Consider the following 19903-nt stretch of genomic DNA (forward strand, 5'->3'; position numbering starts at 1 on the left):
TGTTTTACTTGATTACTGATTTTCTTTACGTTCGATAATCATCTCAACGAATAAATCAATTTGTTTCTTTACTGCAATTGGGTCGTAACGATAAAAAATATCAAAGTCATTATAGAAGATTTGATCTTGTTTATGAGCTTGTAAATTTTTCCAAACAGCAGAATCTTTCAAGTCTTGTAAAGCTGTCCCTTCATTTTCAGGGTCATACGTGGTTAAGAACATATAATCAGCTGCATAGTCAGGGAGTACCTCTAGAGAAAGCTGTTTCGTACTTTCTCCTTCACTGTTCTTCTCTGGCATCTTTAATTTGAGCGCATTATACAAGGCTTGTCCACCTCTACCCGAATTATCACCAAAGGTCCACAATTCCCCTTTGTTTGTAAGCTCATAAATGCCAAATGTTTCATCCGGCTCGATAACACCCTCTAATTTTTTACGACCTTCCTCTCCTTTTTTATGAAAGTCAGTGAGGAATGCTTCTGCTTGATCCGGCTTACCTGTGATGTCACCGAATAGCTTAACGGTTTCTTCTACATCGGATGTAGTACCGTATGGGATATGAATGGTTGGAGCGATCTTAGATAATGCCTCGTAATTATCATCATACATAACGACGATTAGATCCGGTTTTAGCGATAATACTTTTTCTTCATTGAGTGGATAGCCAACATCTGTTGCATCCTTTAATAAATCTGATATAAATGGATTATCAAATGCTGTTGGTTCAGCACCTACTACGTTTGCACCTACGGACAGTAGTTCGCCCCCGTAGTAGTCGGTGACAATTCGTTTTGGTTTAACTGGTATATCGACATTCCCTTTAGCGGTTTCAAAACTACGCATTTCTTCTTGTTTATTATTATCTTCATTGCTATCTTGATTTTCTGATTCTTCTTCTGAGCTATTATTACCACCACATGCTGATAAGAAGATAGCAAGAATAACTAGAAAAACTGGTAAGCGCAATTTTTTAATCATTTTCAATCTCCTTAGCTTATGATTTTTGATATAGATGCCTTAATAGCGCTTTATTTCTTGAATTAAATTTATCGTTATGTGAAGATACCCTTGCTTTTGCTGTTGCATCAGGTTCTAATAATAGTTTTGCTTGATTAACGGCATTCGCTGCATCTACAAATGCTCCAGCAATTAAGTGTACCTTCCCATCAAACGATAGGATATCACCAGCTGCATAAAGACCTTCAATGGAAGTAGCTGATTTCGAGGTTCCTTTTACAAAGAAATCCCTTTCTATTTCAATATTTAAAGGGCTTTCTTTAATAAACGTTAATTCTCGTTCATAGCCATAGCTAATGATAAGCGCATCTGTTTTCACTTCTTCTTCTTGATTTGTCTCGTGGTTTCGTATTTCCACGGCTTCGATTTGATCGCCTTGTGCATTAGCATGCAACTTCTCAATGGTTGAATTAAAATGGATGTTAGCTGTAGAATTCATGATTTGCGAAATATGTGCTTCATGTCCTGTAAATTCATTTTTACGATGCACCATATGTAGCTGCTTAGCTATTGGTTCTAATTCGTTAGCCCAATCAATGGCTGAGTTTCCCCCACCAGATATGATAATGTTTTTATTTTTGAAATGCTCAAGACTTTGTACGGTATAATGCAGATTTGTTACCTCAAATCGATCTGCACCTTCAATATCAATTTTAATTGGATTTAATATACCGCCACCAACTGCAAGAATTACTGTTTTACTTAAATATTGATTACCAGAATGGGAAGTTAATACAAATAGGTTATCTTCATTTTTCTCTATTTTTGTAACTTTTTCGTTGAGAATGACTTCAGGATCGAATGTCAATGCTTGCTCTGCCATTTGATCAATTAAGGTAGCTCCAGTTACAGGAGTTAATCCACCTACATCCCAAATCATTTTCTCTGGATATACGTGTACCTTACCACCAAGCTTTGGTTGATATTCTATAATACGAGTTGATAAATCCCTCATGCCACTATAAAAAGATGCATATAAACCTGCTGGTCCACCACCAACAATAGTTACATCTGTAATATCTAAATGTTGCATATTATAATTACCTCCTTCGCCATTGATGATAATGAGAATCATTATCACTATGACTAATTATACAGAATTTTTTTAGGAAAGCAATAAACGGTTAGAAAAATAAATGACAGGTTTATAAAAAATTTTCAAATAGTAATTGACAGGATGTCGCATGCGTAGTATTGTATATATCAATTACAAAATATAAACTTCTTATTCAGAGAGGTGGAGGGAATTGGCCCTTTGAAGCCTCGGCAGCGGACTTTACAAAGTACTGTGCCAAATCCAACAAGTCATTTGTGCTTGGAAAATAAGAAGAGAGCGCCAATAGATATGGAAATCTCTTCTTACAAACAAGGAGGGATTTTTTTATTCGGAACAAAATTTTATAGCGTAACTTCTTATCCAGAGAGGTGGAGGGACTGGCCCTTTGAAACCTCGGCAACAGACTCTATGAAGTACTGTGCCAAATCCAGCAAGCTAAGAGCTTGAAAGATAAGAAGAGGATAGTATATGGATGCCTCTTCTTAACTGAAGAGGCATTTTTAGTACAGACATAAAGGAGTGATACATCATGATTACGTTTGAACGTGTAAGTAAAATTTATAATGGAAAGCAACAACAAATAAAGGCATTAGACGATGTGAATTTGCACATTGAAAAAGGTGAAATCTTTGGTGTTATCGGTTTTAGTGGTGCTGGGAAAAGTTCCCTTATTCGTTGTGTGAACCTATTAGAACGTCCCTCTTCGGGAAAAGTAACGGTTAATAATCAAGATTTGCTAAGCCTTTCTCCAAAGGATCTACGTGAAGCTAAACGAAGCATCGGGATGATTTTTCAGCATTTTAATTTATTAAATGCTAAAACAGTATTCGCAAATGTAGCGATGCCGTTATTACTTGCTAATGTACCAAAAGATGAAGTGAAGCGTCGGGTTATAGAACTACTAGAGTTTGTTGGATTAAAAGATAAAGCAGATAATTATCCAGATCAACTATCTGGTGGACAAAAGCAGCGTGTAGGAATTGCTCGTGCCCTTGCTACGAAGCCAAAGGTATTATTATGTGACGAAGCAACTTCAGCACTAGATCCAGAAACTACGAAATCAATTTTACAGCTGCTAAAGAAGATAAATGAAGAATATAACCTAACCATTTTGATTATTACGCATGAAATGGGGGTTATTCGCGAGATTTGCGATAAGGTAGCGGTATTGGATGAGGGGAAAGTAGTAGAAGCAGGTTCCGTATTCGAAGTGTTTGCACAGCCAAAGACAGAGATTGCACATAAATTTGTACGGTCTGTGATGCATGATGATATTCCTAGATCCGTATATGAGCTGTTAAAAGTGCTGGATCAACGTCAGAAAATTTATCGAATTGTATTCCTTGGGGAATCGACGGGACGACCGCTATTATCAGAAATTGCTAAGCAATATGCGGTTGATGTAAATGTGTTATTTGGCAGTATTACGGAGCTACAGGGAACACCATTTGGCAATTTAATCGTCAAACTAGATGGTGATGAAAATGAAATAAATCGTGCTATCATGCATATTCACCAACAGAAGGTAACGGTAAAGGAGGTGCTAGCAGATGTTAGTTAATGGTCAACAAATTGTGGAAGCATTATGGGAGACTATTGTAATGGTTGGCGTTTCCTTGCTTTTTTCGTTTGTAATTGGTCTAATCTTAGGGATTTTACTTGTTGTCACAAGAAAAGGTCATTTATGGGAAAATAAAGCAGTTTTTACCGTATTAAATGCCATTATAAATGTGTTCCGATCTATTCCGTTTATTATCTTAATGGTTGCTGTCATACCATTTACTCGTTTGGTAGTTGGAACTTCAATTGGAACTGCGGCAGCTATTGTTCCAATGATTTTATATGCTGGCCCATATATTGCTCGATTAATAGAAAATTCACTACTAGAGGTTGATCCAGGTGTGATGGAGGCAGCACAGGCTATGGGTGCAACACCTAAACAGATAATTATGCGCTTCCTTATTCCAGAAGCGCTTAGCTCCTTGTTATTGGGTATTACGATTGCCACCATTGGACTCGTAGGTGCATCTGCCATGGCAGGTGCAGTAGGGGGTGGAGGCCATGGCGACTTAGCTATTACTTACGGATATCAACGCTTTGATACATTGGTTATGATTATCACCGTAGGGATTCTCGTTATTATGGTTCAAGGCTTACAATCTACAGGCAATTTCATTTCTAAAAAAATTAGACGTCGGTAATGACTATTAATTTGAACGCTTTTTTCTAGCTATTTTTTAAAGCATTTATCGTTAAGTAACGTATTTAAAAATAAGGAGAGAACAGCATGAAAAGAATAACCATCCGTTTTTTATTGATTATATTGACAAGCATTATCACAGCATGTTCGAGTAGTGATGCAGCTACAACAGTGAAAGTCGGGATTAGTGGATCAGATACAGCCATTTGGGATTACGTGGCAGAAAAAGCAAAAAAAGAAGGGATAGATGTCGAAATCGTTCGTTTTTCTGACTATGTTCAGCCCAACTTAGCATTAGCTGAGGGGGAAATCGATGCAAATGCTTTTCAGACGGTATCTTATTTTGATGCTTTTATTGAAGAACATCATTTAGATTTAACCCCAATTGCAACAACAGTTATTGCTCCAATGGGCTTATATTCCGAAAAGCATGATCGTCCAGAAGATATTCCAGAAGGTGGAACCATTGCCTTAGCAAAAGAGGCAACAAATATGGGGAGAGGTCTATTGTTGTTACAGGACGCAGGGTTGATAACGTTAGAAGAAGGATTTGATGGCAATGGTTCATTAGATAAGATTGTTGAGAATCCAAAAAATCTTCAATTTGAATTGCTAGTGGCTGGTCAAACACCGCGTGTTTTACCTGATGTCGATGCTTCTATTATTAATAATGGGATTGCAGTTGATGCAGGTTTTAGCCCGTTAGATGATTCCATTTACCATGAAGATGAAACAGCAACGCCATATATAAATATCATCGCTGTCCAAAAAGAGGATCAAGATGATGAAGTGTTGAAGAAATTAGCAGATATTTATCAAACCGAGGATGTTGCGAATTTTATAGAAAAAGAAAGAGACGGAAATTCAATTCCAACGTTCGTACCATTAAATGAAATAGGACATTAGACAAATAATAATATAGAGAGGTGAAGAAGATGACTATCGTTACAGGTAATATTGTAGAACTTAAAAAGCGAATTGCAACTTATATTGATGCGAATAAAGAAAGATATATAGGGATTAGTCATACCATACATGAGAACCCAGAAATCGGAAATCAGGAATTCTTTGCAGCTAAAACATTAACAGATATTTTAGTTGAGGAAGGCTTTGACGTTGAAAAAGATATAGCCGGGCACCAAACAGCGTTTATCGCAAAGAAACATGGTAGAGTTAAAGGACGGACCATTGGATTTTTAGCGGAATATGATGCATTGCCTGGAATTGGGCATGCATGTGGCCATAATGTGATAGGCGCCACCAGTATTGCTGCTGCAATTGGTCTAAGTAAAGTAATTGATGAAATTGGTGGGAATTTAGTTGTATTAGGAACACCAGCTGAGGAAGGTGGACCTAATGGCAGTGCGAAAGGAAGTTTTGTAAAGGCAGGGCTTGTTGACCAGCTTGATGCTGCAATTATCGTACATCCAGGTGCCGAAACTAGTCTAACGTCACCAAGCTTAGCTGTAGATCCATTAGATTTCGAATTTCTTGGGAAGCCAGCTCATGCATCAGCGCATCCAGAAGAAGGAATAAATGCATTGGATGGTGTGATCCAATTGTTTAACGGGATAAATGCTTTACGTCAGCATGTACCAAGTGATGTACGTATTCATGGAATTATTACAGATGGTGGTCATGCTCCTAATGTGGTTCCTGAATATGCAAAGGCACGATTTTTCATCCGAGCAGCATCGAGAAATACATTAAATGAAGTAACTGATCGGGTTAAGTCGATTGCTGAAGGAGCGGCTTTAGCAACTGGTTCACAGCTGAAGGTTACCCCATTTCAAAATGAGGTCGATAATTTTATTATAAATCGTAGTTTTGATGACGTTTTTAAAGAAGTCGTCGAAGAATTAGGGGAGACAGTTAACACAGAAGAAAGAAAAACGTTGGGGTCAACAGATACAGGAAATATTAGTCAGGTTGTTCCAACAATCCATCCGCATATTAAAATTGGTTCTAGTGACTTAGTTGGTCATACCGTAGCCTTTCGTGAAGCTGCTAAATCAAAGCAGGCTGATGAGGCTCTCATTGTTGCAGCCAAGGCATCCGCATTTACTGCTTTAAAGCTTATTACCGATAAAGCAGTCTATGCACGTATTTATGAAGAATATGTTGAAAGAACTCAAGCATAATAGGGATAATGGGAATATGGGGGAATGAAGATAACATTCTCATTTCCTCCATAATTTTTAACGATTCAACTAGCCTTTTTGGATCCAGAGTGTTCGGTTATCCGCATACAGTAATTTCTCTATTGAATTGAGCTTTCACTTTGTTTATAGAGGTTTTTAGTGATAAGCATGTATGAAGTGAATTCAAATATACACATCTATAAATGACGGAAATTTCCGAAATGGATTATTGTCATTGACAAGCTTATTTATGCATGGTATATTATATTTTGTTGTCACGGAGGTATACCCAAGTCTGGCTGAAGGGATCGGTCTTGAAAACCGACAGGGGTGTAACAGCCCGCGGGGGTTCGAATCCCTCTACCTCCTCCATTTATAAAATAGCGCATAAAATTTTGGAGATAAAAAAACCGTTACCATGTAGCGGTTTTTTTCGCTGTATATGGAAACGGAATTGTTGAAGTTTGCTTATTTCGTTTCTTTTATAAATGATTCGAGAAGTTTACGAGGAAGTGCAAAGCTTTCATTAGCTATTTTTAATAATTGTAAATCGTTGTCTTCACCTTCCTGTGCTTTTATATGGTTCACTTCATTATGTAATTGTTCCATTCGTAAATCGAGGTCCGATGCTACTTTCGCAGCATCCGTTAATTCTTTTGATAAATGATCAGGAATTACTTTATTATACTTATAGTAAATCTTATGCTCAAGACTTGCCCAAAAATCCATAGCAACGGTACGAATTTGAATTTCTACATATACATGTTCTTCACGATCTGACATAAACACAGGTATCGAAAGAATAAGGTGGAGACTTTGATAACCGGTGGATTTAGGATGTTTTATATAATCTTTACAGGAAATCACGGTTATGTCCTTTTGCTGCTGAATCATTTCGCTAACGCGATAAATATCAGAAATAAACGAACAAACAATACGAATACCTACAATGTCATGGATATTTTCTCTAATGGATTCAAGTGAAATATCTAGATTTTTTCGGTACATTTTTTTTAGAATACTTTCTGGAGATTTTATCCTTGATTTAATATGCTCAATCGGATTATAGTCATGGAAATGCTGAAATTCCTCCTGAAGGATCTGAAGCTTTGTGTTAATTTCATCAAGACCAAATTTATAGGTCATCATAAAACGTGTCATTTGATCGCGAATTTGTTTAAGCTGCTGAATTTGATTTATTGAATTAGCCATGTTAGCCCTTCTTTCCTTGATGATTATTTTTAGTTTAGCTTAATTTAACCTAAATTACACGTTTTCTTGACATTTGAAGCATTTCAGCATATAGTACATATCTAACCAAATAATATTTTAAAAAGGCAGTGATTGGACCAGTAATGCAGCGGGCGTACGAAAGAGAAAGGGATCCATCGGCTGAAAGATCCCAGACGTAAACGACTTGTATGAACCTATCCAGGAGCCGTTAGAATAAAAACTGACCGCAGATGAAGACTGTGTTAACAATAAAAGCTGGGCATAGGTTAGCTATGTCAATTTAGGTGGTACCGCGGAAATGCTCTTTTCGTCCTTATTTGAAGGATGAAAGGAGCTTTTCTTTTTGGAAAAACAAATAAGTAGTAAGTATCTAACGGAACGTATTGAATTTAATCTAGGAGGTAATTGGAAATGGATAAAAAAATCGCATTCATCGGAGCAGGATCAATGGCTGAAGCAATTATATCAGGAATGGTTCGGGCAGAGATCGTAGATAATAATCATATTTCAGTAACCAATCGAAGTAATCAGGAGCGAATTTCTCGACTAGAGAAAAGGTATCAAATTAATAGCGTAATGGATAAAGAAAAGATAACAACAGATACAGACATAATTATTTTGGCTACCAAACCATACGATATAGAGCAAGCCATCGATTCTATTAAGGACTATATTACAGCGAATCAATTAATTATATCTGTAACAGCAGGTATTTCTACTACAGCTATAAAACAATTTATCGGTATAAACGTACCAGTTATTCGAGCAATGCCAAACACTTCAGCATCTATTGGTGAATCTGCAACTGCTATCTCTGCTGGAAAAGGTGTAAGTAAGGATCATGTTCAGGAAGCAGTTACGCTATTTAATACGATTGGAACAACGGTAGTAGTTGATGAGGAAGATATGCATATGGTAACAGCAATTTCTGGAAGCGGCCCGGCGTATATTTATTATTTGGTAGAAGCAATGGAAAAAGCAGCCGTTGATTCTGGGTTGCATAAGGATACGGCAAAGGCTTTAATTGCCCAAACAATTCTTGGGGCTGGTGAAATGCTTAGCCAATCTGAAGATACAGCTGATGTATTACGAAAAAAAATTACGAGCCCAGCAGGAACAACGCAAGCGGGTCTAGAATCTTTAAAGAAGAATGGATTTCAACAAATAATCATCGAGTGTGTGCAAGCAGCACGGGATCGATCCATAGCGTTAGGGAAGGAATAATAAGGAGGTACAGCAATGCCGAGTTGTGCTCATTGCGATAAGAACTGGAACTATATGGATACATTAAAGCGTTCCTTTCGAATGAAAATGAAGTGCCCGTATTGTGAAGAAGCGAATTACCTATCAGCGAACAGCAGAAAGAAAAGTAGTATGACATCTCTAATCTTATTACCCTTGATTTTAATAGGTAATATCTATTTAAATCTTTCTATACCTTATGTGATTTTAATTGGACTGCTTTTATTGATTAGTATCGTGACGACAACACCGTTTATGATTGGCTTAAGCAAAGAAGAGGAACCATTGTGGTAAGGGATTTTCCTCATGTTTGTAAAAAGTTATGGAAAGAAATGTTTTGGTCAAGAAGTTTTGTTTGTTGACGACTGGCGGTTCGCCTATTGAAGTAGTTAAAAAATAGATTGAAAATCAAAGGATAAAGTGAGGTGATTTGATATGGCTAAACAAAATAAAGCGTACAAGTTTAGATTGTATCCAACAGATGAACAGGCTTTGGTTATACGTAAAACCTTCGGTTGCGTTCGCTTTGTCTATAACAAAATGTTAGCAGAACGAAAAGAAACGTATGAAACCCTAAAAGATGATAAAGAAGCATGGAAAAAGGTAAAACATCCTACTCCTGCCAATTACAAAAAAGAATACGAATGGCTAAAAGAAGTCGATTCATTAGCGTTGGCAAACGCTCAACTAAATTTAGATAAGGCATATAAAGCCTTCTTCAAAGGGCATGCCAGGTTCCCAAAATTCAAAAGCAAACGCCATAAACAAAGCTACACAACGAATGTCGTCAATGGAAATATTCAGTTGTTGGATGGTCATATCAAATTACCTAAATTAAAAATGGTCAAAATCAAGCAACATCGAGCAATTCCTTCGGAGTACACCATCAAATCTTGTACCTTGTCTATGACTTCATCAGGAAAATACTATATTTCGATTCTTACAGAGTACGAGAAGGAGATAAAAAGGAAGGAAATTGAAAAAGTTGTTGGCTTAGACTTTTCAATGGATGGGTTGTTTGTTGATAGTGAGGGTGAGAAAGCCAATTATCCTAAGTTTTATCGACAAATACTTAATAAATTAGCAAAAGAACAACGTAAACTTTCTCGTAAAAAGAAAGGCTCTGCAAATTGGAATAAACAACGTATTCGAGTAGCTAACATTCAAGAGAAAGTTGCCAATCAACGCAAGAACTTTCTTCACCATAAGTCAAAGGAGTTAGTGTCTAACTTCGATGCTGTTGTGATTGAAGATTTAGACATGAAAGGAATGTCACAAGCACTTAAATTCGGTAAAAGCGTAGCTGATAATGGATGGGGAATGTTCACTTCTTTCTTACAGTACAAACTAAAAGAACAAGGGAAACAACTTATCAAAATTGATAAATGGTTCCCATCTACCAAAACTTGTTCGAGTTGCGGAAATACCCAACCAATGCCTATAGAAATTAGAACATACGCTTGTTCGTGTGGGCTAAATCTCGATAGAGATTATAATTCAGCTCTCAATATCAAAAAAGAAGGCATTCGCTTATTAGCAAGTGCCTAATGAAAATATAAACTCTTGGAACAAGAGGGTTAGCTTGGTCCATTTCGTCAGCTACCAAAAGTGGTGATTACCCAAGAAACCTCCACTTCAAGCAACCCGTAAGGGTGTTAAGTGGTGGGAGTAGTTCACTTCCTATTTCATTAACTCTCTCGATTTCCATCTTCTAGATTGCTGAATAAAATGTCCAATCTTCTCTAGAATAGGTTCAATAGAATTTTCCTGCTTCATCAAATCATAATCAGATATATTAATCCTTAGGATTGGACATGCATTGAAGTTATTAATCCATTCTTCATAACGCTTGTACATTTCCTCCCAATAGGAAATTGGTGTACTTTTCTCCATTTCACGCCCACGTTCTTGAATACGTGCTAGCACTTCATCAAAGGATCCCTCCAAATAAATGAGTAAGTCAGGATGCGGGAAGTATGGTGTCATGACCATTGCTTCAAATAGGTTTGTATATGTTTCATAATCCGTTTTTGACATCGTTCCATTATCATAATGCATTTTTGCGAAAATTCCTGTATCCTCATATATGGAACGATCCTGGATGAATCCACCACCGTATTCAAAGATCTTTTTTTGTTCTTTAAAGCGTTCTGCTAAGAAGTAAATTTGTAAATGAAAGCTCCAGCGTTCAAAATCAGCATAGAACTTCTCAAGATAAGGGTTTGTATCTACTTTCTCCAGCGATGTTTTAAATTTAAGTGCTTTTGCTAATGCGTTTGTCATTGTTGACTTCCCTACCCCGACAGTACCAGCAATGGTAATAATACTGTCATTTGGAATAAGATATTTTTCTCTTAAATGCATGATTGTGTTCCCCTTTAACCTTTTCTCGCCTCTTCAGCGACTTTTTTAAGCTGTAGATTGACCTGATTAATGATACTGTCTAGATCATTTTGATAGCGGACAAAATCCATCTCGTCTCCATTAATGCGGATAACGGGAATAGTTGGATGCATGAGCTCGAATTCATTCATGTAATCCTCATAATCCTGAGACAGCTGTGCAAGATAAGATGGCTTAATGTTTTGTTCTATCTCTCTTCCGCGTTGATGAATTCTTTGCAAAATGGTATCCAAGCTTGCATGCAAATAAATCATCATATTTGGAACGGGCATATCTTTTGTTAAAATATGATAAATCTGTTCGTACTTCTCGAATTTATTAACTGGGAGTGTCCGTCTTGCAAATATCATGTTTTTCGATATATGATAATCAGCTACTACTGATTTATTTTTGCTTAAAAATTTTGTATCAATGTCCTCTAATTGTTTAAATCGATTGCATAAAAAGAACATTTCTGTTTGAAAACTCCATTCCTCAATATCATCATAAAATTTTCCGAGAAATGGATTTTCCTCCACAATTTCCTTTAATAAGTGAAAATCAAAATGTGAGGAAATTTTTTTGGCAAGCGATGTCTTTCCAATACCAATTGGTCCTTCAATTGCAATAAAAGGAACTCCTGCCATAGCTTCATCCTCCAATCCATAACTACCTAAAACAGATGTATTATATTTTATCATACAAGTTAAAGCAGTACCATGTATAATTTCGTATAGTACTTTTCAAGGTCGTTGTAATTTTGTATAATGGATAGTGCTGGATTAGAAAATCCAATTCTATATCAAGCATGAATTGGAAGAATTTTATTGATAATTTCATTGTTATCTAGTTTTCTTACTCATGCAATCATGCCCCCGTAGCTCAGGGGATAGAGCATCGGTTTCCTAAACCGTGTGTCGCAGGTTCGAATCCTGCCGGGGGCGTAGCTTTATGGGCTTTCATTTTTGAAATTGCTCATACCACTTATTAAATTAGAACTACTGTTCTCGCCACTTTATGAGGGGTATTTTTTACCTTGAAACAGAACAATAATAATTGTAGCAAAAAATAAGCCCCGTCCTTAGTTGGATGGGGTACTTATTTTTCCATAATTTCAACCTTAACAGCATGTCTACTAGGGGGGAAACTTTCCAATATTCTATCAAATCATACTCGTATTGGTTGGCCTACTTCTATCTCATCTAAATTAATATCTACATCTGATAAATTAACAGATATTGCATTTGGATAGCTTATTCCCAATTTACTCTCTTCATATTTTTCCAACAATTCCTCTTCCCAAGTAGGTGCAAATAAAAAAGTAGTTTCGTATTTTTGTATTACATAACCTTCTTTTCCTCCATTCCTAGGTGGATCTTTTTGGCGAGACATCTTGATTTAGGTCTTTTTGTTGATTTCCATTGTTAGTACAACCTACAATAAAAATGAATAATATGATCAAATAACTAAGAGACATGCTTTTTCTTAACAAACTTCATAACCTCCAAAATATTGTTTTATACATAAAGATTTATGATATGTAATTAAGAACCTATTTGATATGAGGTTCTTTTCTTTATCTATAGAGTTGATACTAAGGTGCTATTGTGAGTACAAAAGTTATCAACTCATCGTCAGCTTTAGGTCCACCATTTGTATCAATTTTATAATAAACCATATTTTGATCCCAATTGTAAACTGAACCACACATTACCCATTGAGAAATCTGATTATCCTCACTCATTAAATCTCCTGAATATCCATAGATACTTAGAGTTTCAGAATCTAGATTACGTTGGTCTGTCATGCTAAGTGTCCCAGTGACCTCGCCTACATGAAAATCACCTATAGGTTGTACTTTTATTACTGCATAATCATATTCTATATCGTAATTTTCTGACCAACCTCTTGCGTTGTATATTCAATTAATCCAGATTCGCCACGACTGAGCCACTTAAAGATGCTACTACCTTACAAAACCGTAAGACTATATATGGCTTCTTTGTGGTAAAGTGGTTTAGGAACTTTAAAAAAAGGGTGATTTATATGAAGCCAAATAATATTTTGTCCTCGCTCAGCTATTTTAGTATCTTTTTTGCCCCATTTCTTTTTCCTATTATTGTTTATTTTGTTGCCGATAAAAGTGTAAAGCACCATGCAATAAAAGCATTGTGGGCACATCTTGTTCCATTTATAACGATTGTTTGCATTATTGTAATTGCTGTAACACTAGGAATCAGTCAATTAAGTCAAACCGTTAATGGCGGTATTTTAATAGGTGTAGCTATTCTCGCTGTTATTGTAAATGTGTATTTTTTCATTTGGAATCTTGTGAGAGGGATCAAAGTGCTAAATGAAAATTAATATAAATGAAAAGCTCTTATCATTTAATAGCTATTTTGGTTTTCTAGATTACAAACTGGAATTTTAAAGAAATGAGGAAGAGACAAAATAAATTGAGATAAAAAAACTCCGAGCCATAATCCGAGTATACAAAGTGATACCCGGACAGTGGTTTAGAGTTTTATTTTTATCTTTCAATTTTTTGAAATAGTGATGATAACTATTAAAAGAGGGGGAGTTAATCCCCTATGGAAACAGATCGAGTCCGAAGATCCACGCAGTTAAGCAAATTTTGGTTAGCCGCATTAACTGAGACCGTGCTAGTGTAAAGCGTCTATCTCAGAATGAGAAGAAAGAATAAAATGTTATTCGGCTTTAGCTATACCTAGTTTAGTTATGCCTCAACCAATTGCGCTTATAATTATGTTGATGAGTAAAATAATTTCCACTGCATATCAAGGATTATTTTTTCTTGCTTGACTGACGATGAGGTCAACTACTTCCTGATATTGTTGCTCTTTTTTAGGTAGAGAAGATGCAATCGTGTGTAATTGACGAACTGCTCCCTCACAAACACTCCACCTGATTGGTGTGTGTTGTTCGCATTCTTCTAAAATAAAATCAATTAATTCCTTTTCTTCCCTCGTGTTTATGTCATGATTAATCTGATCGAGGAGATTCCTGATCTTCCAGACAATCGATTCTTCCGTCTCATTCCAATTCCCAAAGTTAAAAGGAAAAAGAATTTGTTTAGCGTGTTTTGTAATCTCTATATTCTTCTCTAATCGAAGAATATTATAGTCAAGAATAGACGAACTATTGGTGTTTAGGTTCATTTGGTTAGAATATCGCATCTGATAACCTAATCCACCAGTAAAATGAGTAGCTATGTCCATAGCATTTGCCTCAATTTCCATCCCATAGACATCAATTAAACGTTTGGCTAACCAGTTTAATTCATTATAATGATTCTCATGCATATATTGGCTCAACTTTTCATCATTTTCAGCTAACGCAATATTATAGAGATCTAGAATATTTTCAGAGCTGTAAAGGGCGTGTTTTACACGAAGCTGTGAATAAAGCGTTTGTTTACTATGTATATTGCCTTCTATTAATAATTGCTTTTGTTGCTCTTCCACCTTTGCATCGACTTCTTGAATAATTGAAAGAATTAATTGGGATTTAGAGGAAAAATGATTATAGAAGGTCCCTTTGGAAACTCCTGAATGCTTGAGAATATCTTGAACAGAGGTATAGTGAAAACCTTTGGTTTGAAATAACAACTTTGCAGCATCAACAATCTGTTTTTCTTTTGCCATGTATTTTCTTCTCCTAAAAAATATATTGACATTTTTATTATAGCACCTATACTATATAAATGGAATTATACTTAAGTATAAAAAAATAAACTAAAGTAAAAAGGTGTGAATAATAATGAAAGAATCTAATTCTCAGCCAGTAGACATTAATGGGAAACCGTTTAATAGAGCTGGCTTTGTTGTTGTTTTATTAATGGGAGCATTTCTAACTATTTTAAATCAAACGTTATTAGTTACAGCAATTCCTAAAATAATAGAGGATTTACATGTTTCTGCTTATGATGCACAATGGTTAATCACTTCATTTATGCTCATAAATGGAATTTTAATCCCTGCTTCTGCTTATTTATTACATCAAATAGAAAGTAGAAAACTATATTTGATTGCAATGGGAAGCTTCATATTGGGGACAATAATTTGTGCGCTAAGCACCACGTTTTCCCATTTATTGCTTGGACGGATCATCCAAGCGATTGGATCAGGTGTAATGATTCCATTAGTGCAAACATTGATGTTTTTAGTTTTCCCAGCCAATCGTCGAGGAGAGGCAATGGGGCTCGTTGGTATTGTTATCGCCTTCTCACCGGCAATTGGTCCAACTTTAGCTGGGTGGATTGTTGACGTTTATCATTGGCGGTATCTATTTTATTTTGTTTTACCATTGGCTGTTATCAATCTATTTTTAGCATTTTATTTACTTAAAAATGTAATTCCCCTAACAAAACCGAAGTTGGATATTCTATCATTCGTATTAAGCTGTATTGGTTTAGGATCATTGTTATATGGTATTAGCCTTGCTGGAGATACAGGGTGGAGTAATTCAATTGTATGGATTACTTGCGTGATAGGGATAGTAATCTTATTAATGTTCTCTTTAAGACAACTTAGATTAAAAGAGCCCTTGTTGGAACTACGTGTATTTAAAAGCAGAACCTTTGCTGTAACAACGGTTATTGTCTCTATTATTTTTATGACAATGATCGGATCTGAAATTCTACTTCCAATTTTTACACAAAAAATACTTGGCTATTCTGCACTTCAATCAGGTTTAATCCTGCTTCCTGGTGCTATTGTTTTAGGGATCATTTCTCCCATATCGGGAAAGATATTTGATAGGTATGGTATTCGTACGTTAACTATTGTTGGAATGACTATTCTCCTCATTGGTACATGCCCATTCATGTTTCTAACGAATGAGACAACCATATGGTGGCTAATCTTTTTTTATATGTTAAGAATGGTGGGAATGGGACTAACGATGATGCCACTTGCAACTGCTGGAATTAATGCGCTACCTCAGAAATTAGTTAGCCATGGTACAGCAGCAAATAATACTGTACGCCAAGTATTTGCTTCACTTGGTGCAGCTATTATGGTAGGCGTGATGACGATATCGGTTCGTAATTTCTCTACGAGTCAACATGTCTTGACGGAAGCCGGTTCATATTCTAAAGCTATGGTAAAAGGGATAAATAATGGATTTATGGCTGCTTTTGTACTTGTTATTTTTGCATTCATAATCTGCTTTCTAATTAAGGATAACCGAAAAGGTAGATAGGAAAATATTTAGAGGATTTTTTTTGGAAAGTATTTTAAGCAGTTGTTTTGATAAAGTAAATGAATCGGAGCATACTATAATTGAATTTAATAGTGGGGGGTTAGATTATGAACGCAAAAGAGCTAAGAGAAAAAATAAATGATTACTGCGAAGCATATGATAGTTTGTATGGCAATCTAGTTAAGCCTATAAACGAAATGCTTATGAATATTGATGCCGATATATCAGAAAAAACAGCTAATCAAATTTTGGAAAACCTTAAATTATTTCACGAGGGAGATAAATATATAGCAGATTGCCATTTAGATGAGAGCAATAATTTTATCGAAGATGGTATCGAAGCATTAAAAAAAGGGAACTTGGCTGAAGGAGCTTTACAAATTTTTGGGGCAGGATTAAATTTTGCGAGCTTTTCATCGAAAGCCGTTACACATAAAAATATAAACCCTCATGGCATGATCAATGAACGATTTAAATTAATAAAAAACTCACTAGATTAATATACTTCATTTATGTAATTTTTTTAGCTACAGCACTGATAAAGGCGTAAACGTTTTAAACAGTGAAAAAGAATTACACGAAGGCTACATCGTGTTTCTATAATAAAAACAGCACTGAAGGGTATTCGTAAGTTTTTGTTAATTCAAAGGAAAGTGAGCTTTCCTAACAGACTGCTCACTTTCCTACATCACTCGCATATTCCAGTGTTATTTTGGTAATGTAAATGTAGCTTTCTTTCCTTTTGATATATCATTTGCCTCTTGGTCTTTCATTGGTCCGATTTCAACCTCGAATGATTTATCTTTCCAGATTTTCTCGTATTGTTCTTGGTCTAACGTATAGATTTGGAGTAATTCACCAGCGCTACCTGATTCAATCATATCATCGTATTTATAGTTAAGTAACATGCCTTCATTTAGCATATATTGAGAGCCGTCATTTACCGTTAACTTCGACATAATGGAGCTATGTGCAACCTCAGAATCGCTTTTATTGTCAATGTTAAATTTCACGGTTAATAAGACGATTCCATTAGAAAATGCCTCAAAGCGTGGTGCTTCTTCTTTATTTGGTTTAAATTCTGTAAACTGATAACCATCTAGTGTAACCGTAATATCACCTAATTTTTCACTTTCCCCAATTCCGTCTTTTTGACTTAGCATTTTTTTATCGCCCATATTCCCTGCAGTTGCTTTGTCTTGGTAAAATGCTTTATTATCTTCTACTTTTTCTGCTCCTTCTTTATTTAGACTAAAGGTAAACGTACCTTTTTTGCCAAAGGTAGAAGAGAAATCATCTTTTTTAGCTTGTGGTGCAGGGACTTCTGCTGTAGCAGTAGATTCTGCAAGCACTTGCTTCCATTGGTCTTCACCAAAAGGATAAGTATAATAACCAGTTATCGTTTCCCCTGATTTAATGACATAGTCATTAGATGGAGCCAACTTTGTAGGAAGCTGTTCTTCTTCAGGTAATAAATCTCGGTAATTATTGAAAGATTTCTGTGCTCCTGTATAAGATAAATAGAAGGATGGCATATAATATGCATCGTTGTCGGTATCATTTTTCACTGTGTATTTTGCAACAATGACTCCGCCATTTGTTTGATCATTGAATGGAATGGCGTAATCTGTATGGAAATCTTTAAGCTCCACAAGTGAGTAACCATCTAATGAAACAGTTACACCTTCCATTTCATGTGTTTGTGGTTCATTATTTTCATAAACCACTTCCGTAGTTCCTTCTGTTTGTTCTTCCATGTAGCTAATTAACTTGGAGAAATCATTTGAACCATCACTTTCTTGTTGTACTGTTTCTTTTGTTTCCTCCTCTGCTTTTGCTTCATTTTTTGAGTCTTCTTTTGTAGTGGCTGATTCTTTAGCATCATTTGCTTCACTATCTTTTGCTTCATTTTTATCACTGCCACATCCACTTACAATGAGGGCAGTAATAACGATTGTGATGAGTAGCATAATTATCTTTTTCGACATGAATCTGGTACCTCCATAAAATTGTAAAGTTAGTGAAATAATACTACAACTATTGTAAGTTTTATATCGGTAAAAAGTTCTATTGTTGTTTAAAATGAAATAATTAAATAATCTTAGCCCTTTATAAATTCATATATGAAATAATCGGTTGTTATTATTGATTTATCATAAGTTAAACCAATGATTTGATCAATTTAGAACAACAAAAATTGTTTGAGAAATAATAAATCATATCAGACTTATACACTATATTTTCATACAATTGAATTTACTTCGCTGTCAAATTTCCGGATATTTTAATGTCTCTTTGTGGTATAAAGTGACATTAGATGAAGTAACAGGCTAGTAGGGGTAGCCGTTATATCTTAAAGCAAACTGTTAACGTTGAAGATTAAATAGGTATCTCACTACCTTCGTAGTCAATTTCAAACCCAAGATCCTTTAGCATTTGGTGGTCCTTTGTTCCTTCCTGCCCGGCTGTGGTAAGATAATCACCAATAAAGATGGAGTTAGCTGGATATAATCCAAGTGGTTGAAGGCTTCTTAAATTAACTTCACGACCTCCGGAAACTCGAATTTCTTTTGTAGGATTAATAAAACGAAATAGACATAATACTTTTAGACAATAAAGAGGAGTTAACTCATCTGTCCCCTCTAATAATGTCCCCTCCATGGCGTGCAGAAAATTAACAGGAATAGAGTCAGCATTTAATTCTTTTAAAGCAATGGCCATTTGGATAACATCCTCTTTTGTCTCCTTCATTCCTACAATGACCCCAGAGCAAGGCGAAATCCCAATATCTTTTACTTTATTGACAGTTGCAACGCGATCCTGATAGCTGTGACTAGTTGTTATATTGTCATGATGATTTTTTGATGTATTGATATTATGGTTGTATCGATCAACACCAGCTTCCTTTAATTGTTCGGCTTGTCCTGGTTTTAGAATACCTAAACATGCGCATATTTTTAAATTATATTTTTCTTTTATTTCTTTGACTGCACTGGTTACTTGGTTTAGTTCACGGGTGGTTGGTCCTCGACCACTAGCGACAATACAATAAGTGCCAGAATGAAGTTGGTGTGCTTTTTCCGCACCTTGAACGATGGTATCCTTATGCATCATACGATATTTTTGGATTGGATTTGTCGAGTCTCTTGATTGAGCACAATAACCACAATTTTCTGGGCAAGCACCAGACTTGGTATTAATAATCGTATTTAATTTTACTTTATTGCCATAATACGTTTTTCTAATGAGATAGGCACTATGTAGCAAGTCTAGAATTTTATCATTCGGACATTCTAAAATCTGCATGGCCTCTCCCTCTGTAATTTCATATCCTTCCAATACGGCATTTGCTAGTGAATTGAAATTTAACATAGTACGCCTCCTTTAATATTTCTTATCTGTTTCTAA

At 35.7% G+C, this 19903-nt stretch carries 20 protein-coding genes, 2 tRNA genes, 1 pseudogene and 2 riboswitches; of the genes and pseudogenes, 13 read left to right on the forward strand and 10 right to left on the reverse strand.

Annotated features, from left to right (window positions below; translation table 11 throughout):
- Nucleotides 1-12: 12 nt before the first annotated feature.
- Nucleotides 13-978, reverse strand: a complete 966-nt coding sequence (locus tag D9782_RS04890) for an ABC transporter substrate-binding protein (RefSeq protein WP_121604253.1) — start codon at nucleotides 976-978, stop codon at nucleotides 13-15.
- A 16-nt stretch (nucleotides 979-994) separates the two neighbouring features.
- Nucleotides 995-2050: an NAD(P)/FAD-dependent oxidoreductase gene (locus D9782_RS04895; protein ID WP_026679922.1), complete on the reverse strand. Its 1056-nt coding sequence runs from the start codon at nucleotides 2048-2050 to the stop codon at nucleotides 995-997.
- A 189-nt stretch (nucleotides 2051-2239) separates the two neighbouring features.
- Nucleotides 2240-2346: riboswitch (SAM riboswitch) on the forward strand.
- Between the two features lie 81 nt (nucleotides 2347-2427).
- Nucleotides 2428-2531: riboswitch (SAM riboswitch) on the forward strand.
- Nucleotides 2532-2603: 72 nt separating this feature from the next.
- Here D9782_RS04895 and D9782_RS04900 point away from each other — a divergent pair.
- From D9782_RS04900 to D9782_RS04920, 5 genes are all read left to right on the forward strand, one after another.
- Nucleotides 2604-3635 (forward strand): methionine ABC transporter ATP-binding protein, encoded by a 1032-nt coding sequence (locus tag D9782_RS04900; protein WP_121604254.1) that lies wholly within the window; start codon nucleotides 2604-2606, stop codon nucleotides 3633-3635.
- Entirely contained in the window at nucleotides 3625-4275 is a 651-nt protein-coding gene (locus tag D9782_RS04905; protein ID WP_121604255.1) for a methionine ABC transporter permease, read from the forward strand. Before D9782_RS04900 ends, D9782_RS04905 begins: the two co-directional genes overlap by 11 nt.
- A gap of 86 nt (nucleotides 4276-4361) precedes the next feature.
- Complete coding sequence (locus D9782_RS04910) at nucleotides 4362-5180, forward strand: MetQ/NlpA family ABC transporter substrate-binding protein (RefSeq protein WP_026679918.1); 819 nt, start codon at nucleotides 4362-4364, stop codon at nucleotides 5178-5180.
- Nucleotides 5181-5209: 29 nt separating this feature from the next.
- A complete protein-coding gene (locus tag D9782_RS04915; protein ID WP_026679917.1) occupies nucleotides 5210-6415 on the forward strand; it encodes a M20 family metallopeptidase in 1206 nt (401 codons plus the stop codon).
- 279 nt (nucleotides 6416-6694) lie between these two features.
- Nucleotides 6695-6787: transfer RNA gene (locus tag D9782_RS04920), tRNA-Ser, on the forward strand.
- A 96-nt stretch (nucleotides 6788-6883) separates the two neighbouring features.
- Here the strand turns inward: D9782_RS04920 and D9782_RS04925 are convergent.
- Nucleotides 6884-7627 carry a GTP pyrophosphokinase gene (locus D9782_RS04925; protein ID WP_026679916.1) on the reverse strand — a complete coding sequence of 248 codons (744 nt, stop codon included), beginning with the start codon at nucleotides 7625-7627 and terminating at the stop codon, nucleotides 6884-6886.
- Nucleotides 7628-8059: 432 nt separating this feature from the next.
- Between D9782_RS04925 and proC the strand changes: the two genes are divergently transcribed.
- From proC to D9782_RS04945, 4 genes and pseudogenes are all read left to right on the forward strand, one after another.
- Nucleotides 8060-8872 (forward strand): pyrroline-5-carboxylate reductase, encoded by an 813-nt coding sequence (proC, locus tag D9782_RS04930; protein WP_034678423.1) that lies wholly within the window; start codon nucleotides 8060-8062, stop codon nucleotides 8870-8872.
- Between the two features lie 54 nt (nucleotides 8873-8926).
- Nucleotides 8927-9184: a TIGR04104 family putative zinc finger protein gene (locus D9782_RS04935; RefSeq protein ID WP_240455845.1), complete on the forward strand. Its 258-nt coding sequence runs from the start codon at nucleotides 8927-8929 to the stop codon at nucleotides 9182-9184.
- Nucleotides 9181-9290 (forward strand): annotated as a pseudogene (locus D9782_RS04940) (transposase); the annotation flags it as partial. The gene D9782_RS04935 and the pseudogene D9782_RS04940, both read left to right, overlap by 4 nt.
- 35 nt (nucleotides 9291-9325) lie before the next feature.
- On the forward strand, nucleotides 9326-10438 hold the full coding sequence (locus tag D9782_RS04945) for an RNA-guided endonuclease TnpB family protein (protein ID WP_121603756.1): 1113 nt from the start codon (nucleotides 9326-9328) through the stop codon (nucleotides 10436-10438).
- Between the two features lie 132 nt (nucleotides 10439-10570).
- On the opposite strand, the gene D9782_RS04950 is transcribed toward D9782_RS04945, so the two are convergent.
- Together D9782_RS04950 and D9782_RS04955 are read right to left on the reverse strand one after the other, a co-directional pair.
- Entirely contained in the window at nucleotides 10571-11254 is a 684-nt protein-coding gene (locus D9782_RS04950) for a deoxynucleoside kinase (RefSeq protein ID WP_026679913.1), read from the reverse strand.
- A gap of 14 nt (nucleotides 11255-11268) precedes the next feature.
- Nucleotides 11269-11919, reverse strand: a complete 651-nt coding sequence (locus D9782_RS04955) for a deoxynucleoside kinase (protein ID WP_121604256.1) — start codon at nucleotides 11917-11919, stop codon at nucleotides 11269-11271.
- A gap of 224 nt (nucleotides 11920-12143) precedes the next feature.
- On the opposite strand from D9782_RS04955, the gene D9782_RS04960 reads away from it, so the two are divergent.
- Nucleotides 12144-12216: transfer RNA gene (locus D9782_RS04960), tRNA-Arg, on the forward strand.
- A 223-nt stretch (nucleotides 12217-12439) separates the two neighbouring features.
- Here the strand turns inward: D9782_RS04960 and D9782_RS04965 are convergent.
- Together D9782_RS04965 and D9782_RS22725 are read right to left on the reverse strand one after the other, a co-directional pair.
- Nucleotides 12440-12664, reverse strand: a complete 225-nt coding sequence (locus tag D9782_RS04965) for a DUF3221 domain-containing protein (protein ID WP_026679912.1) — start codon at nucleotides 12662-12664, stop codon at nucleotides 12440-12442.
- A gap of 202 nt (nucleotides 12665-12866) precedes the next feature.
- A complete protein-coding gene (locus tag D9782_RS22725) occupies nucleotides 12867-13079 on the reverse strand; it encodes a hypothetical protein (protein WP_152525393.1) in 213 nt (70 codons plus the stop codon).
- 239 nt (nucleotides 13080-13318) lie between these two features.
- Between D9782_RS22725 and D9782_RS04970 the strand changes: the two genes are divergently transcribed.
- Nucleotides 13319-13636: a magnetosome magnetite crystal formation protein family gene (locus D9782_RS04970; RefSeq protein WP_026679911.1), complete on the forward strand. Its 318-nt coding sequence runs from the start codon at nucleotides 13319-13321 to the stop codon at nucleotides 13634-13636.
- A 434-nt stretch (nucleotides 13637-14070) separates the two neighbouring features.
- Here the strand turns inward: D9782_RS04970 and D9782_RS04975 are convergent, their stop codons facing one another.
- The gene (locus D9782_RS04975) at nucleotides 14071-14937 is read right to left on the reverse strand and encodes a TetR/AcrR family transcriptional regulator (RefSeq protein WP_121604257.1); all 867 of its coding nucleotides are present in this window, start codon (nucleotides 14935-14937) and stop codon (nucleotides 14071-14073) included.
- 115 nt (nucleotides 14938-15052) lie between these two features.
- Between D9782_RS04975 and D9782_RS04980 the strand changes: the two genes are divergently transcribed.
- Nucleotides 15053-16495 (forward strand): MDR family MFS transporter, encoded by a 1443-nt coding sequence (locus D9782_RS04980; RefSeq protein WP_121604258.1) that lies wholly within the window; start codon nucleotides 15053-15055, stop codon nucleotides 16493-16495.
- 107 nt (nucleotides 16496-16602) lie between these two features.
- Nucleotides 16603-16995 carry a hypothetical protein gene (locus D9782_RS04985; RefSeq protein WP_121604259.1) on the forward strand — a complete coding sequence of 131 codons (393 nt, stop codon included), beginning with the start codon at nucleotides 16603-16605 and terminating at the stop codon, nucleotides 16993-16995.
- 207 nt (nucleotides 16996-17202) lie between these two features.
- Here the strand turns inward: D9782_RS04985 and D9782_RS04990 are convergent, their stop codons facing one another.
- Together D9782_RS04990 and bioB are read right to left on the reverse strand one after the other, a co-directional pair.
- Nucleotides 17203-18483 carry a DUF5068 domain-containing protein gene (locus D9782_RS04990; RefSeq protein ID WP_026679907.1) on the reverse strand — a complete coding sequence of 427 codons (1281 nt, stop codon included), beginning with the start codon at nucleotides 18481-18483 and terminating at the stop codon, nucleotides 17203-17205.
- A 391-nt stretch (nucleotides 18484-18874) separates the two neighbouring features.
- Entirely contained in the window at nucleotides 18875-19867 is a 993-nt protein-coding gene (gene bioB, locus D9782_RS04995; RefSeq protein WP_121604260.1) for a biotin synthase BioB, read from the reverse strand.
- Nucleotides 19868-19903 lie beyond the last annotated feature (36 nt).

The sequence above is a fragment of the Virgibacillus sp. Bac332 genome (genome assembly GCF_003667785.1).
GTDB lineage: Bacteria > Bacillota > Bacilli > Bacillales > Amphibacillaceae > Virgibacillus > Virgibacillus salarius.

What these genes read in the sequence shown, in the direction of transcription:
- D9782_RS04910 (WP_026679918.1), top strand. Translation starts at nt 4,362, where the DNA reads ATGAAAAGAATAACCATCCGTTTTTTATTGATTATATTGACAAGCATT.
- D9782_RS04990 (WP_026679907.1), bottom strand. Translation starts at nt 18,483, where the DNA reads ATGTCGAAAAAGATAATTATGCTACTCATCACAATCGTTATTACTGCC.
- D9782_RS04900 (WP_121604254.1), top strand. Translation starts at nt 2,604, where the DNA reads ATGATTACGTTTGAACGTGTAAGTAAAATTTATAATGGAAAGCAACAA.
- D9782_RS04890 (WP_121604253.1), bottom strand. Translation starts at nt 978, where the DNA reads ATGATTAAAAAATTGCGCTTACCAGTTTTTCTAGTTATTCTTGCTATC.
- D9782_RS04945 (WP_121603756.1), top strand. Translation starts at nt 9,326, where the DNA reads ATGGCTAAACAAAATAAAGCGTACAAGTTTAGATTGTATCCAACAGAT.
- D9782_RS04985 (WP_121604259.1), top strand. Translation starts at nt 16,603, where the DNA reads ATGAACGCAAAAGAGCTAAGAGAAAAAATAAATGATTACTGCGAAGCA.
- D9782_RS04970 (WP_026679911.1), top strand. Translation starts at nt 13,319, where the DNA reads ATGAAGCCAAATAATATTTTGTCCTCGCTCAGCTATTTTAGTATCTTT.
- D9782_RS04935 (WP_240455845.1), top strand. Translation starts at nt 8,927, where the DNA reads ATGGATACATTAAAGCGTTCCTTTCGAATGAAAATGAAGTGCCCGTAT.
- D9782_RS04950 (WP_026679913.1), bottom strand. Translation starts at nt 11,254, where the DNA reads ATGCATTTAAGAGAAAAATATCTTATTCCAAATGACAGTATTATTACC.
- D9782_RS04955 (WP_121604256.1), bottom strand. Translation starts at nt 11,919, where the DNA reads ATGGCAGGAGTTCCTTTTATTGCAATTGAAGGACCAATTGGTATTGGA.
- D9782_RS04965 (WP_026679912.1), bottom strand. Translation starts at nt 12,664, where the DNA reads ATGTCTCGCCAAAAAGATCCACCTAGGAATGGAGGAAAAGAAGGTTAT.
- D9782_RS04975 (WP_121604257.1), bottom strand. Translation starts at nt 14,937, where the DNA reads ATGGCAAAAGAAAAACAGATTGTTGATGCTGCAAAGTTGTTATTTCAA.
- D9782_RS04895 (WP_026679922.1), bottom strand. Translation starts at nt 2,050, where the DNA reads ATGCAACATTTAGATATTACAGATGTAACTATTGTTGGTGGTGGACCA.
- proC (WP_034678423.1), top strand. Translation starts at nt 8,060, where the DNA reads ATGGATAAAAAAATCGCATTCATCGGAGCAGGATCAATGGCTGAAGCA.
- D9782_RS04925 (WP_026679916.1), bottom strand. Translation starts at nt 7,627, where the DNA reads ATGGCTAATTCAATAAATCAAATTCAGCAGCTTAAACAAATTCGCGAT.
- D9782_RS04905 (WP_121604255.1), top strand. Translation starts at nt 3,625, where the DNA reads ATGTTAGTTAATGGTCAACAAATTGTGGAAGCATTATGGGAGACTATT.
- bioB (WP_121604260.1), bottom strand. Translation starts at nt 19,867, where the DNA reads ATGTTAAATTTCAATTCACTAGCAAATGCCGTATTGGAAGGATATGAA.
- D9782_RS04915 (WP_026679917.1), top strand. Translation starts at nt 5,210, where the DNA reads ATGACTATCGTTACAGGTAATATTGTAGAACTTAAAAAGCGAATTGCA.
- D9782_RS04980 (WP_121604258.1), top strand. Translation starts at nt 15,053, where the DNA reads ATGAAAGAATCTAATTCTCAGCCAGTAGACATTAATGGGAAACCGTTT.
- D9782_RS22725 (WP_152525393.1), bottom strand. Translation starts at nt 13,079, where the DNA reads ATGACAGACCAACGTAATCTAGATTCTGAAACTCTAAGTATCTATGGA.